Source organism: Treponema zioleckii (genome assembly GCF_014737315.1).
In the GTDB taxonomy this organism is placed as follows: Bacteria; Spirochaetota; Spirochaetia; order Treponematales; family Treponemataceae; genus Treponema_D; species Treponema_D zioleckii.
Genome location: NZ_JPUF01000076.1, coordinates 1 through 16485, shown reverse-complemented (window position 1 = coordinate 16485; position 16485 = coordinate 1). Strand labels below are relative to the sequence as shown.

Here is a 16485-nt window from a genome sequence, read left to right as displayed (position 1 = left end):
CATAATCAAACATCTTGCCATCCAAGCAGCCTAAAAATTGGCAAACTGGCATAAATAGCGAGAAAACTCCAAGCGTATTCGCAATATAGATTCCTGCCATCCAGTTTTTGGAAAAGCAAACACTTTCGTCCGCACACTTTTTCTTTTTGCAAAGCACAATTCCGACAATCGAGTTTATGCAAAGATACAAAGTCGTGGCAAGCATAAAATAATTGAACCAGTCACCCCAAAAAACGTAAAAAGAGTGAACAAAAGCAAAAACACATGCGGGGAAAACAATCAAATCAAAAATCAAGTACACTCTGTACAAAAAACTCTTCGAATGCAACTCGATTTTTGGCTCGGTCGATTCTGACATACAAACCTCCGCCCCAATTATACCACACACCACAATTGTTTGAAGCCCTGACAGTTTTCATTTGGAAAGTTACCGCGCTTTCAAAGCAATTTATAATCATCAATTGATAAATCAGATGAATAAGCAAATCGAACTTTCTGTGTCACAACTTTCATTTTTCAACACGTTTTAAATAAACGCCGCCGTTGTCTTTCAGCCATTTATCACAGCGTTTATAATCGGGGAACACACGGTCAATTTCTTCGTAAAACGCTTTTGAATGATTCATGTGCTTTCTGTGGCAGAGTTCATGCACGACAACGCTGTCCATAATTTCTTCTGGCATAATTACAAGCAGACAGTTGAAATTCAAATTCCCGCTCTGGGCACAGCTCCCCCATCTGGAAGACTGAAGTCTGATTGCAATACGCCCGTAAGTCACGCCGATTTGTTTTGCCCAATACTCTACCCTCTGCGGAATTATCTTTCGTGCCCGCTTTTTTATCTGTTTTATTTCATCTTGAGAAAGAAGTCCGAGCGAGTCTGCTTTAGCCGCTTCCTGGTTCTGTTTTTCAAGATGCTTTGCAATCCAGTCCTTTTTAGAAAGAAGAAATTCCTGCACCGTGCGCTCACTTATTCCATACGGAGCTTTTACGAGAACACGGTTGTCTGTCATCACACTGACAGAGATTGAGCGGCGTCGGGATTTTTGAATGATGTAGGTCGGTGGCATTATTCCTCGTCGTAAGAATTATCTATTTTCTGATAACCACTACCCTGTCAGTTCTATACATTCCCTTTTGAGAAAGTACGATAAAAGGTATTTCCAGACAATTCGCATCTCCATAATCAAAAACTGGAATGGAATAATTTTGATTGTCCTTTCCCTCAAAGTACGCGGTTTCAATAGTAGGAATTACACTTTTACTGATGAGTATGCGGCATTTTGCAGATGACATAACAGCTTCTGCAAAAGCTTCTCCGGAGCTACGGCTATCGTTTCCTACAGAGTCTGCTATAGATTCATTTTCAGCAAGCAGGAATGGAATATAGCATTTATTTCCTGATACTGTTGGTAAAAATGACTTCTCTGTTTCGTCCGTAGTTTTTGGATCAATGCTAAATCTGAATTCGGCACCAACTTCTAAATCTGTGTTTACTGGCGTCATTGAGACATTCTCAGGTAATTCACCAATTTCTTCTTCATCAAAATCCTTAAAAATCTCTTCAGGGTCTTCATCTGCCATAGCAAAAATCAGTTTAGATAAAGTTATTTTGTAGTACATCTGATATTTGCCGTTTTTGTAGGAAATCGACTGAACATAATCCACACAGGAGGTAAGGCAGAGAAGAAATACAAATAATGGAATTAATTTTAGAAAGTTTTTCATACGTTTAACTTTATAACCTCCCAGTGAGCGTCTTTTACATTTCTGCTTTTATCTTTTAATATTCAGCTTTTGTTTCTAGATAATAAATATAGCCTATTCTTTTAGTTTTTCAAAATCTTGATATAGGAATATCAAAATATTTCTCATAATAACAGCATCTTTTGTTGGAATTTTGCATTCCCGAATATAGTCAGTAATTTCTGATTCAATAATGTGCATGGTAGCTTCAAAGAAAACTTTTATCTGACTTAAATCTGTTCTGGTTGAAACTGAAAAAGCTGATGAATGTACATAACTACTTGAAAATTTGTATAAAACGGTGAAAGAATCTTCTAAATCACATTCCTTAGCTAAGGTTCCAATTTTTCTGTCTTTTTTATTTTGAATTTTGTTTTTAGTCCAGCCATAGTTTTCTGCAAATTCCTGACCGTATTTGTTTAGATAATCATCGTGTATTTTATTCCATTCTGGAGTACTGTTTCCAACAAGTTGAGTTAGATGATATCTTAGAAATTGAAGATGATCTTTATAAACCGGAACTAAATCAGGATTCAAAATAAGATACTGCCCAATTACAAAACTCTCGTAAAGAGAGCGATATTCTACAATCACACTGTTAAAACAACCGTTCATTGCAAGAAGAAGAATGCTTTTATATTGATTCAAATCGTTTTGTAATTGAACAGAAATATGCTCCGCAATTTGGGAGATCTTTTTATCTCTGGTTTTTCTTGCCGTATAATTATAAATTGAAACAGCACAATCAAGAAAAATAAAACATCTTCTAAGCATTTTTGAATTCTGAAGTAATGCAACTTCTGATGAAGCAATATACTCGCTCCAGAATTGTTCCATCAGTTGAGGTTCATTTTGATATAGAAAATCTGTAAATTGTTCCAGATACTTATCAAGCTGCAACTGCCTTTCAGTAACGTTTCCATTTTCTGAAAAATCTGTAAGAGGACATTCTGCAATAAGGCGTTTTAAGAAGTTTTGATCCATAATTTAGACAGATATCCAATAATCAATCACTTCGTCTTTCAAATCATTTTTGCTTAATGCTTCGGCAAGTAATTTCATTTGTTTTCGAATAAATAGATAGTCATATTCAATTGAAATTTCAATTTGATACTTTTTCATCAGTTGTAATAACAAAGTATGAGTTTCTTTGTTTATCAAAACAGATTTTTCATATTTATTGGAGTAAATATTTGCAAATAATTCTAATACAGCCTCAAAATTACTATTATCTTGAACGATTAGTTTAGATAATACAAGATTAAAAATATATAAATATTCTTTTGCCTGATGTAAATATGAAAAATAACTGACAGCATTTGAAAATGAAATTCTAAATTTCTGATAGTCACCTGTATATAACCATTCAAAAGAATAAAAATCGTGTATTTGATTTTGAAATTCTGTTTTTACAGCATTATAAACATCTTGTATTTCTGAACAGCTATTTCGTTCTTCTTCAGTAGTAATATTTTCTAAGCAATAAAACAAATCTGCTATTGTATCTTTTAAGGATGTAAAACCATGTGAAAAATAATCTTTATTTTTAAGAACTTTTTCAAAACGTGTTTTTATAATATTTGAAATTATTCTTTTATCGTCAAGATTAAGCATTTTAATTTGATTAAGAACTCGAATATATTTTGTAATTTGGTATTTTTTAGAATTAAAAGACAGAGGATTATCATCTTGCACAATTGAAATAATTTTATTCTTCAATGTGTCTGACTTAAATGTCGTAATAAAATATGGATCAGTATAAACTGTAAAGTTTGCTTCAAAAAACTCTTTTGTTTTTTGTTTTAAATCTTCGGGTAAAAAGTCATATCCATAAAGGCATAATTGCTTTTCATAAGAGAAATCTTCTTCAAATATTTTTATAACGTCAGATTGATTAATAACTTCTCGAATCACTTCAGTTTTAGGATTCTTTACAAGCAAATCAAAATAATAATCAAAGAATTCAGATGATGTATGATGTTGTTGTTTTACTAATTCCCTTTCATCTTTTATGTATTCGTTTATAATCCATTCTAATATAAACTTATATTCTTCTTCATCTTGAATCGTCAACAAATAATCTTCAAACACACGTTTAGCACCCCAAAATCTACCTTTTCTAATCAAATTTGCTATTTGACAATTAGGATCTTTTGAATCTTTGATTTCTGAATAAATAAAATTTGAAAGATTTGATGATTTACTTTTATCCAAATATTTGGATAGTTCATTACATATAAATAAATATGAACGAGCATTTCTTTGATGGTTCATTTTATAAATTAATATTTTATAAATAGCATCAAATAATTCAGAAACAACATCTTCCTTTAAATAACGGACAATTTTATCAACTGAAAATTTCACAAAATCTTCATCACTATTATTTCCAAAATATGAAATACAATGCACAAATATTTTTGATAAATAATAGTCTGAAGTTTTAATATTCGGAATCAAAGACTTTATTTTCTTCGGAGAATAGAATAATTCCATTGATAGTCCTGTATATTCAAAAAAATTCAGAACACGAATTGAATTAAGAAACTCTTGATTTGAATCATTGCCAGATAGTTTCCATGTAATCGTATATCTTTTTGATTCATTTGATTTTGTGTCATTGTTTAATGAGTATTTTGTTTCGAACTCTTCTAAATATTTGTAGGGGTCGGATAATTCTTTTTCTCTTAATGATTGTATTTGATCTTTATGAATATCATCAGATTGAAATGTAAAAGAATTTAAATATTGTCTTTGAAAAAAGTAAAATAAATAATTTTAATTGTTCTTCCTGACAATTATCTTGTGCTATTTTAAATAGACCAGTAATTTCTTCTTTTCTATCTTCATTAAAACTGATATTTTCAAAAATATGTAAGAGAGAAATTTTTTCGTATTATAAAAAGACTATTTGGTTTAGTTGCTTTTTTCTGGGTGCCAGTTATCTAACAACCTCTTTAGAGATTCATAGTCTAAGTTATCAATATATTCCCAGGCTTTTGAAAAATAAACAATATCAGAACAATATGGATATTCCTTTAACTTTTCGTAATACTCTAATAATTTTTCTTTTTCATCTTGTTCTCGAAAATATTTTAAAATTAATTCTACAAAAATATACGCATCTGTTTCGATATAATTATTATTTTCGAAAATTTTAATTATATTATTTACTTTATTGTCTTCATAAAGATTTGCAAGTGAATAATAGTTTCCTAAACACCATCGATATAGAAAAATAAATGTCTTATCCGACCAAGCTGAAATATCAGATGCAAACTTTTGAATTAAAAAGGTAAGATTGTTGGTATTTTGCAAATTTTGAAATGAAAAAAGACTTATTGTATTATATTGATTAAAATCTTCAGTATCGAATGAATCTTTTGAAGCAGCTATATTATACAATATAGAGAATTCTTTCTGTTTTATTGATTCAATTTCAAAATTATCATTTTTTCCGGTTTCACTACTATTCGCTTCTTGATTAATATTTAAACAGTCAAAAACAAAATTATTCAAATCTGAATGACTTAGATTATCAGAGACGTTTGAAGGTAAATCGCCGTTCTCTGAATTTGGGGTATTTGATAAAGTCCCACCTTTTTTGTGGTTATATAAGCTTAAGATTCTTAATCTGATTATATAGTTATTATGATAAAATAAATCTAAAGCTCTTTCATATTCAATATCTTTGCTATCAGTAGGTTTAGGATTTACATCAAATAAGAAAATTGGATTAGGTTGTGCAGTATTTCCCCCTTTCAGCATAGTTCTTTTAAGCTCTTTTACCCAATATCTAAAATTGGAATCTCTGCCTGAAAAACCCATTAAACAAAAAGGATTTTCAAGTATTTTAACTTTCATAAAATTTGAGAAATCTTCATGTTCAGTTTTATAGTTATTAAAATCGGTTGAAGTAATTAAGTATAAATAATTGTATGTATTATCAAAATTATAATCTTTTTCATTTATTTGTTTGAGAGTTCGAATTGATCCATGCAATTTTACAATTCTATTATTATTTCTCCACCGCAATCCTTTAGCAGAAAGTATAGGAGTATATGTTTGAAATTTTTTATTTGCTCTTTCAAGTAAATCATCCCAATTTGTTGTAATAATGTCACACCAATTATTACTTAACAAACGATAATGTAATGATAAATCATCTGTTTTTTTATCAATCTTATTAATTCTGTCTTCAATATACAGATCAAGAAATTCTCTTGATCCTTTAAATTTTTCATACTTTTCTGCAAAAACAGATTCCCCCATTGCCTGAATTTTTTCTTTGATTTTAACTTCATCACCACCATTAATACATTCTATATTATCTGGGAAAACTTCTTTGTATGCTGGGAGTAATAATGAAAGCCAATCTTCATATTGTGGTTCACCTTTATTCTTTTTTATATTTGCATTTAAACTAAATCCTGCTCCTACCATTACAGAAATTGATTTTGTTTTAAGTTTCTGCTTTATATAATCAAGGCACATAGTTATACGTTTTATTTCATCAGGTTCTTTTTCATATTTTTCATAATCAAATAATATGGTTTGCTGTATAAGTTGATTTTCCATTCTTTACTCTCCAACTTTTTCAAATAATGGTAATATTTTCTCTACTGTTTCAACAATGCGTTTTTGTTCGGCAAGTGGAGGTAATGCAAGCATAGTATTTGCTATTGCGTCCATAACCCAGTTTTTATTTCCTACACCTCTTGTATTTTCTTTTGCCTGGTCTTGTACCAGTGGTGACATTAACATATAAAGAAAATATTTTTCATCAATAAAATGGTGTGGAAATTTAATTAAAGCAACACTTACAAATAAACTAAATTCGACATCTGAATCATTTATTACAGGAATGCCTGTTGTACCAACTTTTGTAAGAAGCATATCTCCTTTTTCTGGGTTGCATCTTTTGTATAATTCTTTATGTTCTTCTTCAGTAATAAATTTTGTATGAGAAAAATCAAGTTTACCAGAACTCATATCTTTTACAGATAAAAATGGAATTCCAGAAGATGTGTATTTAGGAGTTCGGTGTGTTCCATCAGTAAGTTTATATGCTATTTCTCCCAATCTACACCAACACCAATTTTCTGGAATGTCAAAAGGTACTTCGACTTCGCTCAATAACCGTCCGTCTACGTCGTATATCGGTGGCAATGGCTTTTCCTTTTTGATTTTTCCGTCTTTAATGAGTTTTGCTTTTTCCTTTTTTATTTCTTCGAGCAAATCTTTTGCATTTCCCTCGCTTGCAATTTGTGGGGCAAGTTTTCCTTGAACTGCTTCTTGGAGAATTGCGTTCTTGAGAGTTTTTGCTATGTCCGCATTGAGTGCGGTTAGTTCTGTTTCTTTTTTACCGTAATCTTCTATGAGCGGCATGAACTTTTCGATTGCAGTGACTATTCGTTTTTGTTCTGCAAGCGGAGGAAGTGGAATAGCAACTTCATTAATATTTCTTACTGCAAGTCCAGGTTGCGCTGTAGCTGTCGCATATTGATTAAGATTTAAAGCTTTTAGAAATAAACCGGCCCAATCTACATTTGTATTAGCGTATGTGTCAACAACAACAGCATGTTCTGTTGCATAAAATTTTCCATTTGCAAAATTTACGTTTCCACACAAAGCACCTTGTCGACCTATCAATGGATAATATCCTTCTCTATTATATTTCTTTACATATCCTCTTATTCCATTACCGCCATAACAGAGATAATCATTACCATTACTTATTTCTGATATTTCGCTCGACGAGATTGTTTTTCCAGCTTGTAAATTAAATATTTCACCAATTCTGCACCAGCACCAATTTTCTGGAATATCAAAAGGGATTTCGTCTTCTGTGATTGCAGGGAGCGGCTTTTCTTTTTTGATTTTGCCGTCTTTGATGAGTTTTGCTTTCTCTGCTTTGATTTTTTCAAGCAAGTCTTTTGCGTTGCCTTCGCTTGCAATCTGAGGAACAAGTTTTCCCTGTACAGCTTCCTGCAAAAGTGCGTTTTTTAGGTCTTTTGCGGTCATGGTAGAACTCCTGTCAAGTTTTTGATTTGTTCTTTGTTCCAATCCTCGTTTTCCCAATAAAAACACTCATCTTTGCGTTTCTTGAATATTCTGAACGGCAATGTGGAATTATCATAGATATGAAGAATATCGCAAACTTTTACAAGTTCAGGAATAAGAGCTAAAGCCGTTTTGTATCGAGAACGGATTTTGTCTTCTGGAACAGAATGTCCGCCTTTTGCTGTTCTGGATTCTACACGCGAAACGTTTATATCTGAATTACAGGTTAGAACATAAATGCAGCGGATAAAATATCCTTTTTCTTTTGCTTTTTGCAAGAGTTTTAAATTGCGGTCTGTTGAAAGTACTGTTTCAAAAGTGAAACTTTTATTTAAAGAAACGCAATCTTCTCTCATTTTTTCAGCAAGTTGAGCAGCTTCTAAATCTGAGCAGTAATTAGTACGCTTTATATCATCTGCGTTTATGTAAGGCTCAATTATTTTTGCAAGTTTTGTAACAGTTGTTTTTCCACTTCCATTTGGACCAGCAAAAACAATAATCTCTGGCTTTTTAGTTTTCTCTGACATACTTCTTTGTTCCATCAGAATAAAGCAGATAAGCTGATTTTGTTTTGCTGTCATAGCAGGAAATCGGTGTTCCCATTGCCTTTTTTATTTCGTTGTCAATTCTTATTGCTTCAATAAAACGTTTTGTAAGTTCATCGTCTGAAATACCGCAAAGTGAATCTAATTCATTTTCTTCCATAAAAATCACCCCTTACAATTATAATTGATTCCTGATGAAAAATACAGTAATATCAGAAATGTGTGCCGCGGGATTCCTTCTCCCTGCCTTGAGCAGGTGGTTCATCGAAAGATGGCGTAGGGACCGCGGACGTGTTTTTTTAAATCCCAAGTTCTGTTTTTTAATTTAACTCCCCTTTCTGTGCTTTCTGGTGAAGTTCTGTAAGCTGCTGGAGAATGTTGTCTATGTCAGCATTAAGCTTACTTCTTTTTTCTTCGTAATTCTGAATTGTCTCTGCAACACTCAATATTACTTCTTCTTCGTGCGGATATCCGCAAAGGTCAAAGTTTAAGCCGTTGTCAAAAAGTTCCTGAAATGTGTAGCATTTTGCTTTTGGATTTCCGTCTTCGTCTGTGATTTCTTTTCTGTCATTCCACCAGGCTACACAATCATCAAAATCAGAAAGCTTCATTGGCTTTGTTTTTGAAAAGTGTTTTACACCTTTTGGCATATCTACACGGTAGAACCAGGTTTTGCCTTCGCTTTCTTCATTATTGAAAAAGAGAATATTTGTAGTAATGCTTGTGTATGGAGAGAACACGCTTTGAGGAAGTCGGATTACTGTATGAAGATTAAAATCTGTAAGAAGCTTTTTCTTAAGATTTGTTTTTGCATTATCGTTTCCGAATAAGAATCCGTCCGGGATAATTACAGCGGCACGGCCATTCTTTTTTAGGCGGTACATAATAACTGCGATAAAGAGATCGGCAGTTTCACTTGATTTTAAGTCTGCCGGGAAGTTCTGTTTTATATCTTCTTTTTCACTTCCGCCGTATGGTGGATTCATAAGGATTACATCAAATGCATCTTTTTCAGTGTAGTCCAAAAGCTTTTTAGTAAGTGAGTTATCGTGGAAAACTTTTGGATTATCAATTCCATGAAGAAGCATGTTTGTTACACAAAGCATGTAAGGAAACTGTTTTTTCTCAATTGCGTAAATTGAGTTGTAGAGTTTTTCTGATTCTTCATTAGAGATTGAACCTTTTGCTTCTTTCTGTACTTCAAGTTCTTTTATCCAACTTGAAAGAAAGCCACCAGTACCACAGGCAAAGTCTGCCATAGTTTCACCAATCTGAGGCTTTATCATTTTTGCCATAAACTCAGTTACAGCACGTGGTGTATAGAACTCACCTGCACTACCCGCACTCTGAAGTTCTTTCAGGATTGTTTCGTAGATTTCTCCAAAGGCATGAGTTTCTTCGTAACTTCCAAAGTCAAGTTCATCAATAATGCTGATAATCTGCCGAAGAAGAACTCCGTCTTTCATGTAGTTGTTTGCATCTTCAAAAGTTGTGCGAACAATACTCTGGCGGATTGGAGTATCTGGTGTAATTTCAAGTTTTTTAAGTGTTGGGAAAAGTTCATTGTTTACAAAGTTCAAAAGCTGGTCGCCAGTAAGACCTTCATTCTGATTCTCTGCGTGAGCCCAGTTTCTCCAGCGTAATTTTTCTGGGATTATAGATTCATATTTTTCATCTTCAAATTCCCAGTCCTCTTCTTTTGCATCATAAACTTTTAAGAAGAGCATCCATGCTATCTGTTCTATTCTCTGTGCGTCACCGTTAATACCAGCATCGTTACGCATTACATCTCTGATTCTTTTTACAAAACTACTTAAGTTGCTCATGTATGTTTTCCTATTTTTTTACCACGGGGATTTGTGATTTACTACGTAAATCACGTTTTTTATATTTTCCGCTGATTCCGTAGGAAGCAGCAAATCCGTGTGACAATCTCTAAGCTACCTTATATAACTCTTTTTCCAATTCGCGAAGTGCGGCACGATATTTGTCGTTTCCACCAAAGAGTGCAGCAATTCTAGAAGGTTTTCCAAATTTTGTGAATGGATTCTGCTTTAGAATTTCTGTTGATTCAATATCATAAATACCAAGTTCTGCATATTTATCCAGAAGTGCATTTATAACTTCTTTTGCAGCTTCACCGTATTTACCAAAGAGGTCTCGTTTCTTTACATTTTCTGCGCGTTCTCGTCTAGTAAGAGGCTTCTGGTTAAATGCAATATGGCAGATAAAATCAAAGTCATCAACATCAGACATATTCTGCTCTTTCTTAATGAGCTCAAGATCAATGCCGAGGTCTTTAAGCATATTTCGGATAACTTCTTTTTTCTGTTCTTTGTTCCAGGTTTGAATAAAGTTTTCAAGAGTCTGATATGTTCCAAGAATACTTTCTTTCGTGTAATCTTCAATAGATTCCTGTTTTAAGAGTTTTCCATCTGTATCATAAATGCTTACAACTCGCTGAAGGACTTTGACTTTTACTACGCCTTTTCCGACAACTTGGACTGTACGGTGTCCTTCGGTGGTTTCGACAGTCTCAACTACCGGATTGTCAGATTCTCCATCTTGATTTTCCGAACTGTCATCACCTATTTTTCGTTCTTCTTGAGTTTTTCCAAAGTCATCATCTTGTTCAATTTCACCATCCCATTCTGGATCAGCAAAAAGACGGCTTACCCTGCGGAAGTCCATAATTGTAAAATGGGTTTTTCCTTCATCATATCTAAGACGAGTTCCACGACCGATAATTTGTTTAAACTCTGTCATTGAGTTAATCAGCTCATCAAGGACAATCAGTTTTACCATTTTACAATCGCTTCCAGTTGAAAGAAGCTTTGAAGTAGTTGCAATTACTGGATAAAGTTGAGAAACAGAAATGAAATAATCAAGTTTATCTTTTCCGTATTTATCGCTTCCTGTAATACGAACGACATACTGTTCCTTTACATTTCCCTGATTATCTTTGAGAATCATATCTGCATTAAGATTATTCAGAGCAATACGCATTCTTTCAGCCGCATCTTCAGTCGGACAGAAAACAATTGTCTTAGACATTCGGTCTGTTTCTTTCAGGAATTTTGTAATTTCTTGCGCAACTTCATCAATTCTGTCTTGAATGATGATATTGTAATCGTAATCAGAAAGATTATATTCGCGATCTTCTATTTCATTTCCGTGAATATCTTTTAAACCTTTTCTTGGACGCCAGCAGTCATCAATGCTTGTGTGAACATTTATTACTTTAAACGGGGCAAGGAACCCATCTTCAATTCCTTGTTTAAGACTGTATGAATAAACCGGTTCACCAAAGTAATCGATGTTAGAAACATACTTTGTTTCCTTTGGTGTAGCGGTCATACCAATTTGAGTTGCTCCTCTAAAGTAATCAAGAATCTTTCTCCAACGAGAATCAGCTTTTGCAGAACCACGATGACACTCATCAACAATAATTAAGTCAAAGAAATCTGGCTTAAAGAATTCCTTATATTTCGAAAGTTCTTCTTCAAAGTCTTCTTCGCTTTCTTCTTCATCTTCACTCTTATGCTTTGCAGAATCCAGCTGCTGGTAAAGAGCAAAATAAACCTGATAAGCAGAGATTTTTGATTTATCTTCTTTCTGGAAATTAATCTTATGTGTTACTTTTTCAAGAGGCTTAAAGTCACCGTTAATTGTCTGGTCTACAAGATTGTTTCGGTCTGCGAGATAAAGAACTTTTTTCTTGGTTCCTGATTCAATCAGACGCCAGACAATCTGGAATGCGGTATAAGTTTTACCTGTTCCAGTTGCCATTGCAATAAGAATACGAGTTTGTTGCTTTGCAATTGCTTCGAGAGTTCTGTTTACGGCATTACGTTGATAGTATCTTGGAGGATAGCAGTTTGCGCCTGAATAGAAAGGTGTATTCAAAAGCTTTTCGTCAAAAGAAAGAGGAACATCGTATATTTTTGATTCGCCGTCTATTGCATATTTTTCGCGGTTTTCAACTTCAATAATCTTTGTTGCATCAACGCCTTTCCATCGTGCATAAAGTTCATCTGCTGTAGGAAATTCAGAAAGCGGGAATTCTTTCTCAATTCCGGTCGTAAAATCATGCTCAAAGAAACTGTCACCGTTTGATGTATACACAAACGGCACATTCATCATAATTCCGTAACTTATAGCCTGCTGCATTCCATAAGATGAAGAATGATTGTTGTCTTTTGCTTCAACGATTGCTAGCGGAGTTCCCTTGTTGTACCAGAGAACGTAATCACAGCGTTTACCTTTATCGCGGCTAGGAACATTTCCTTTTATGCGGACTTTACCATCAGTAAAATTATTAACAGGAGAAGTCTCCATAGTAATCTTCTTGATATCCCATTTTGCAGTCAATGCAGGGGTAATGTACTGGAGTTTTATATCTTCTTCTGTCATCTGATGAATATCAAGAATGTCACTCATGGGTATGCCTCTCTTCAATATTCCCATCATACCATACATTCCATTTCCTGTGGATAGCTCATTCCACAGCCTATTTCCTCGCCTTTCCGCAGTGTGTGGAACTGCCTTTCCACACACTGCGGAAGTGTCATTCCATAGACAGTGGATAATATAATATTTACAAATTGTAAATTATTTTACAATCTTAGTATTGACTCCATAAAACAGCTGTGATATCCTATAAACAAGTTGGAGAGCTAGGCGGAAGTAGCAAACCGCCTTGCTAACAAAAATCCTACGGTGAAGTCCGTAAAAACGGGTAGGTAAATATGGCTACAGAAATCGCAAAGTTTCTTAGGAAGATTCGCATTGACAGCGACCAGAGCTTGGGCGATATGGCAGAAAAAATAGGTCTTTCTGCCGCTTATCTTTCGGCAATCGAAAACAACAAGAGGACTACGCCGGAAGATATGAAGGAAAACCTTTTTAAGGCTTACAGTCTTTCAGAGGAACAAAAGCTTGAGTTTGCGCGTCTTGTTGCAGAATCAAGAAAAAAGGTCGAAATCGGCCTTTCGGGTATTCAGGAGGAACTTTTTCCTGAATATGTGGACACCGCTGTTATGTTTGCGCACGACTTGTCGCAAATGAACAGAAAACAGCTTGCAGAAATAAAGGATTGTCTGCAAAGAATAAAATCGGAAGCTGCGCCTATGTAAAAGGAGTTAAAATGGCAGAACAGATTTCAGTGATTGGAACGGTCATCTTAATGATGATTGTGGATTTTAAGCAGATGGCAGTTGAGTTCAAAAAGTTTTTCGGGCTCGACTCTACACAAAACTTTCCGGCGTTGAGCATTGCAGAAAACAAACTCTGCCAGGCCGACGCACATTTTGAGTTCACGGTTATTGCCGATGCGGACTGGAACTGCAGGGACAGCATTCAGGCTTACTACAGGCATTGTGCCAACCGGCACGAAATCTGCATAAAAGAATCCGTTTATGAAAGAGCCCGCAATGGAGACCGTAGTGCGCTCTACTCGATTGCACACGAAATTTCACACTGGGGTCTGTTCAACTATTTTAAGATAAACCTTGGGGTACAGGAATTTGAACAGCTTGATCCGTTTTCAAAAGCTGTTTTTATGAACATTCACGAGAACATGGCGGACTTGCTTACATCCCTGCTGGTGTTCAGTGAAGAAGAGTTTTTACATTCACAAGGCGCAGGAGATTTTGATTTTAGCTCATGCATGAGCAAAGACCAGATATCTCTTGTGCTCTTTTATTGTCAGAACCATGAAAAGCTGGCAGAAAACTTTATGAAGAAATTTGCGCCGCAGATTGTGGCTCAAAAGAAACAGTCTGAATTGCAAAGGAGGATTAGTTAAATGGCCGCAAGGCAAAAAAATAAGCTCCCGTTTAATTGGCGTTAAACAGAAGCTTTGCATAGATTCTATAGTAGAATCCAAAAATCAATTATCCTATTTTACTATAAATCTATGCTCCCGTCAAAGACTTTTTTTCTTAGGCAGCAGTGCGTTGCAAAAGGGAATCAGAACGCTCTGCCACTAAAGTTTTTGGTCTCCCGCCGTTCCGTCGTGTTCGGCTTTGACAAAACAACGTTAAATCCGGTGGTTGGGCGAAGTCGAAACCACCATCAATAGGAGCATAGACCGATATGGCAACTTCTACTTTCAAAAATGCAGACAGCATCTTGAGCGTGACTCTGCGTAAAAACCAGTTCTCTACAGATGAGAATTCATTCATCGGACGTGTGACAAGAAACACAGTAACTCTTGAAAACTTAATTGCATCAATCTCAGAAAAAAATGCAGGCGTAAGTCCCTACATGATTCAGCATGTTGCAAATCTTCTGGGAGATGAAATGCTTTCAGCCTGCCAGAATGCAAAAGCCGTGGATGTTCTCGGACTTGGTACAATGTACATCAGTGTTGCAGGAAGTATAAACGGTGAAAATCCGGGGGAATCAAGCATTCCTGGATTCAAGCTGAACTTTACACCCAGCAGCCGTGCCCAGGAAGCCGTGGACAGCCTCAAAGTCGATAAGGTCATCATCGCGGATTCAAGCCCTGTAATCGACAGAATCATCAACACATTCAATCAGAACGAAGAACGCAATCTGTTAAAGGGAAAAGCCGTTCGCATTACCGGAACAAAGCTTAAAATAATGGGCGAAAATTCCGGCATCTGGTTTGCCCCACTCGACGCAGACGGCAACGTCAATAAAGACGAAACCTCCTGGATTCAAGTGGCTGCTGAAACAATCAGCCAGAACAAGCCAAAATCGCTTGAATTCTACGTGCCGGACAGCATCACCGAAGCAGATTACAGAATCGTAATCCGCACCCGCTACTGCTCTGGCGACAAAGAATTAAAGTCACCTGTGACTGCTATCAGTAGAACTGTAACTATAGCAGCGTAAAAGCGGCTTAAAAAAGTTTACCCCGGCCGGGATTTTTGCTAAGGCAGATTGACCTAAAACACGCAGATTTTCGGCTGGGGCATTTTTTTCATTCTTTCCAGTTTGATTCGTTCACACGAAAGCTATTATTCTTCCGTATTTTCAAAAACGAAGTGTAATAATGAATAAACGACTGGATTAATTGGTACATTTTCATCGCCATTTTTTAATTTTGGAATAATATCATTATCTAATTTATTTTTTTTATTTCCCCCATTGCGTATTTATTATTACTAAATATTTTATCTAATTCGTCATATAATTGTTCACAATTTTCAGATTCAAATAATGAATCATTTTGCTTTAATAATGTTAATGCTACTAGAAGATTACATAACCCCGCAACATAATTATCTGCTTCAAATTCATCCGCAATTATATCAAATTCTATTAATTTATCTTTAAAGAGTTGTTTAATATTATTTACTTTTTCTTCGATCAAATTTGCACCAATTTCAAATTCAGGTGGTAAAGAGAGTTTTGTATTCAACCTTCTAAAATCTATAATTACTTCGTCAACAGATTCATCTTCCTGCTGTGTTTGTACATCAAGTTTCCATTCCATAGGAGCAATGAAATAAATTTCTCTTTCTTTTCTAATATCAGCGCTCCCCTCTAATGACATAAGTGCAGCAACAGCATTAAGATTTTCCATTTTATATTTTTTAACAAGATTACGAGGAATTATTACACTATATAAATATCTTGATTCTTCATTTCCTGTTGACGCATCAATATGATTAACGCAACAAGATGTCAAAACTTCTTTTGCATCAAAGCATACATTAAATAAGCAGAGCGCATATACAAATGCTAAAGCACATACATTTTGAGCATATTCTTCATCGATTTGCTTTTCAGTTTTTAATCTTTGAGAAAGATTTCCAGCAGCAGTAATTGAATATTTATAAGGAAATCTTTGAGCATATTCAGTTAAATTATCAACCATTATACTGATTGAATATTTATTTTCATTTAAATTGTTTTTTTCAAAATAAATAGAAGCACCTGAAGCAACCCATACTTTTCCACCCCATTTTTCAACAATACGTTTATGATATTCGTCAAATTTTTCTTCTAGCCAATCCTGTGAAGGATTAAAGATTTGTTCATATTCAGTTAGCTCTGTTTTATAAACCTGCTCATATTTCTTGTTTTCTTCATTTTCTATCTCTTTTTCTTTTTTATTAAATTCGTTTTCATTAATATCTTCTGATTTTTCAAGTTCTTG

At 34.5% G+C, this 16485-nt stretch carries 15 protein-coding genes; 3 read left to right on the top strand and 12 right to left on the bottom strand.

Annotation, left to right across the window (positions count from 1 at the left end; all coding sequences use genetic code 11):
• From JI65_RS14995 to hsdR, 11 genes are all read right to left on the bottom strand, one after another.
• A partial coding sequence (locus tag JI65_RS14995; RefSeq protein WP_191017977.1) for a hypothetical protein occupies positions 1-358 on the bottom strand: 358 nt, incomplete at its 3' end.
• 151 nt (positions 359-509) lie between these two features.
• A complete protein-coding gene (locus JI65_RS14990; protein ID WP_191017976.1) occupies positions 510-1070 on the bottom strand; it encodes a M48 family metallopeptidase in 561 nt (186 codons plus the stop codon).
• 22 nt (positions 1071-1092) lie between these two features.
• Complete coding sequence (locus JI65_RS14985) at positions 1093-1728, bottom strand: hypothetical protein (protein WP_191017975.1); 636 nt, start codon at positions 1726-1728, stop codon at positions 1093-1095.
• A gap of 93 nt (positions 1729-1821) precedes the next feature.
• Positions 1822-2730: a DUF5677 domain-containing protein gene (locus tag JI65_RS14980; RefSeq protein WP_191017974.1), complete on the bottom strand. Its 909-nt coding sequence runs from the start codon at positions 2728-2730 to the stop codon at positions 1822-1824.
• A 3-nt stretch (positions 2731-2733) separates the two neighbouring features.
• Complete coding sequence (locus tag JI65_RS14975) at positions 2734-4242, bottom strand: hypothetical protein (RefSeq protein WP_191017973.1); 1509 nt, start codon at positions 4240-4242, stop codon at positions 2734-2736.
• Between the two features lie 420 nt (positions 4243-4662).
• Complete coding sequence (locus tag JI65_RS14970) at positions 4663-6324, bottom strand: SIR2 family protein (RefSeq protein WP_191017972.1); 1662 nt, start codon at positions 6322-6324, stop codon at positions 4663-4665.
• Between the two features lie 3 nt (positions 6325-6327).
• A complete protein-coding gene (locus JI65_RS14965) occupies positions 6328-7770 on the bottom strand; it encodes a restriction endonuclease subunit S (RefSeq protein WP_191017971.1) in 1443 nt (480 codons plus the stop codon).
• Positions 7767-8336, bottom strand: coding sequence for an ATPase (locus tag JI65_RS14960; protein ID WP_191017970.1), 570 nt, complete (start codon positions 8334-8336; stop codon positions 7767-7769). The genes JI65_RS14965 and JI65_RS14960 overlap by 4 nt, the downstream gene beginning before the upstream one ends.
• Entirely contained in the window at positions 8320-8514 is a 195-nt protein-coding gene (locus tag JI65_RS14955; RefSeq protein WP_191017969.1) for a hypothetical protein, read from the bottom strand. The genes JI65_RS14960 and JI65_RS14955 overlap by 17 nt, the downstream gene beginning before the upstream one ends.
• A 160-nt stretch (positions 8515-8674) precedes the next feature.
• Entirely contained in the window at positions 8675-10180 is a 1506-nt protein-coding gene (locus JI65_RS14950; protein WP_191017968.1) for a type I restriction-modification system subunit M, read from the bottom strand.
• 109 nt (positions 10181-10289) lie between these two features.
• The gene (gene hsdR / locus JI65_RS14945; protein ID WP_191017967.1) at positions 10290-12794 is read right to left on the bottom strand and encodes an EcoAI/FtnUII family type I restriction enzme subunit R; all 2505 of its coding nucleotides are present in this window, start codon (positions 12792-12794) and stop codon (positions 10290-10292) included.
• 308 nt (positions 12795-13102) lie between these two features.
• On the opposite strand from hsdR, the gene JI65_RS14940 reads away from it, so the two are divergent.
• The 3 genes from JI65_RS14940 to JI65_RS14930 all read left to right on the top strand — a co-directional run bounded on the left by JI65_RS14940 (position 13103) and on the right by JI65_RS14930 (position 15215).
• A complete protein-coding gene (locus JI65_RS14940; protein WP_191017966.1) occupies positions 13103-13489 on the top strand; it encodes a helix-turn-helix domain-containing protein in 387 nt (128 codons plus the stop codon).
• 11 nt (positions 13490-13500) lie between these two features.
• Complete coding sequence (locus tag JI65_RS14935; protein ID WP_191017965.1) at positions 13501-14160, top strand: hypothetical protein; 660 nt, start codon at positions 13501-13503, stop codon at positions 14158-14160.
• A 290-nt stretch (positions 14161-14450) separates the two neighbouring features.
• On the top strand, positions 14451-15215 hold the full coding sequence (locus JI65_RS14930) for a DUF4469 domain-containing protein (RefSeq protein ID WP_191017964.1): 765 nt from the start codon (positions 14451-14453) through the stop codon (positions 15213-15215).
• A 229-nt stretch (positions 15216-15444) separates the two neighbouring features.
• On the opposite strand, the gene JI65_RS14925 is transcribed toward JI65_RS14930, so the two are convergent.
• Positions 15445-16485 (bottom strand): hypothetical protein (locus JI65_RS14925; RefSeq protein WP_191017963.1); only part of this gene is annotated, 1041 nt, incomplete at its 5' end.

What these genes read in the sequence shown, in the direction of transcription:
- JI65_RS14990 (WP_191017976.1), bottom strand. Translation starts at nt 1,070, where the DNA reads ATGCCACCGACCTACATCATTCAAAAATCCCGACGCCGCTCAATCTCT.
- JI65_RS14985 (WP_191017975.1), bottom strand. Translation starts at nt 1,728, where the DNA reads ATGAAAAACTTTCTAAAATTAATTCCATTATTTGTATTTCTTCTCTGC.
- JI65_RS14980 (WP_191017974.1), bottom strand. Translation starts at nt 2,730, where the DNA reads ATGGATCAAAACTTCTTAAAACGCCTTATTGCAGAATGTCCTCTTACA.
- JI65_RS14975 (WP_191017973.1), bottom strand. Translation starts at nt 4,242, where the DNA reads ATGGAATTATTCTATTCTCCGAAGAAAATAAAGTCTTTGATTCCGAAT.
- JI65_RS14970 (WP_191017972.1), bottom strand. Translation starts at nt 6,324, where the DNA reads ATGGAAAATCAACTTATACAGCAAACCATATTATTTGATTATGAAAAA.
- JI65_RS14965 (WP_191017971.1), bottom strand. Translation starts at nt 7,770, where the DNA reads ATGACCGCAAAAGACCTAAAAAACGCACTTTTGCAGGAAGCTGTACAG.
- JI65_RS14960 (WP_191017970.1), bottom strand. Translation starts at nt 8,336, where the DNA reads ATGTCAGAGAAAACTAAAAAGCCAGAGATTATTGTTTTTGCTGGTCCA.
- JI65_RS14955 (WP_191017969.1), bottom strand. Translation starts at nt 8,514, where the DNA reads ATGGAAGAAAATGAATTAGATTCACTTTGCGGTATTTCAGACGATGAA.
- JI65_RS14950 (WP_191017968.1), bottom strand. Translation starts at nt 10,180, where the DNA reads ATGAGCAACTTAAGTAGTTTTGTAAAAAGAATCAGAGATGTAATGCGT.
- hsdR (WP_191017967.1), bottom strand. Translation starts at nt 12,794, where the DNA reads ATGAGTGACATTCTTGATATTCATCAGATGACAGAAGAAGATATAAAA.
- JI65_RS14940 (WP_191017966.1), top strand. Translation starts at nt 13,103, where the DNA reads ATGGCTACAGAAATCGCAAAGTTTCTTAGGAAGATTCGCATTGACAGC.
- JI65_RS14935 (WP_191017965.1), top strand. Translation starts at nt 13,501, where the DNA reads ATGGCAGAACAGATTTCAGTGATTGGAACGGTCATCTTAATGATGATT.
- JI65_RS14930 (WP_191017964.1), top strand. Translation starts at nt 14,451, where the DNA reads ATGGCAACTTCTACTTTCAAAAATGCAGACAGCATCTTGAGCGTGACT.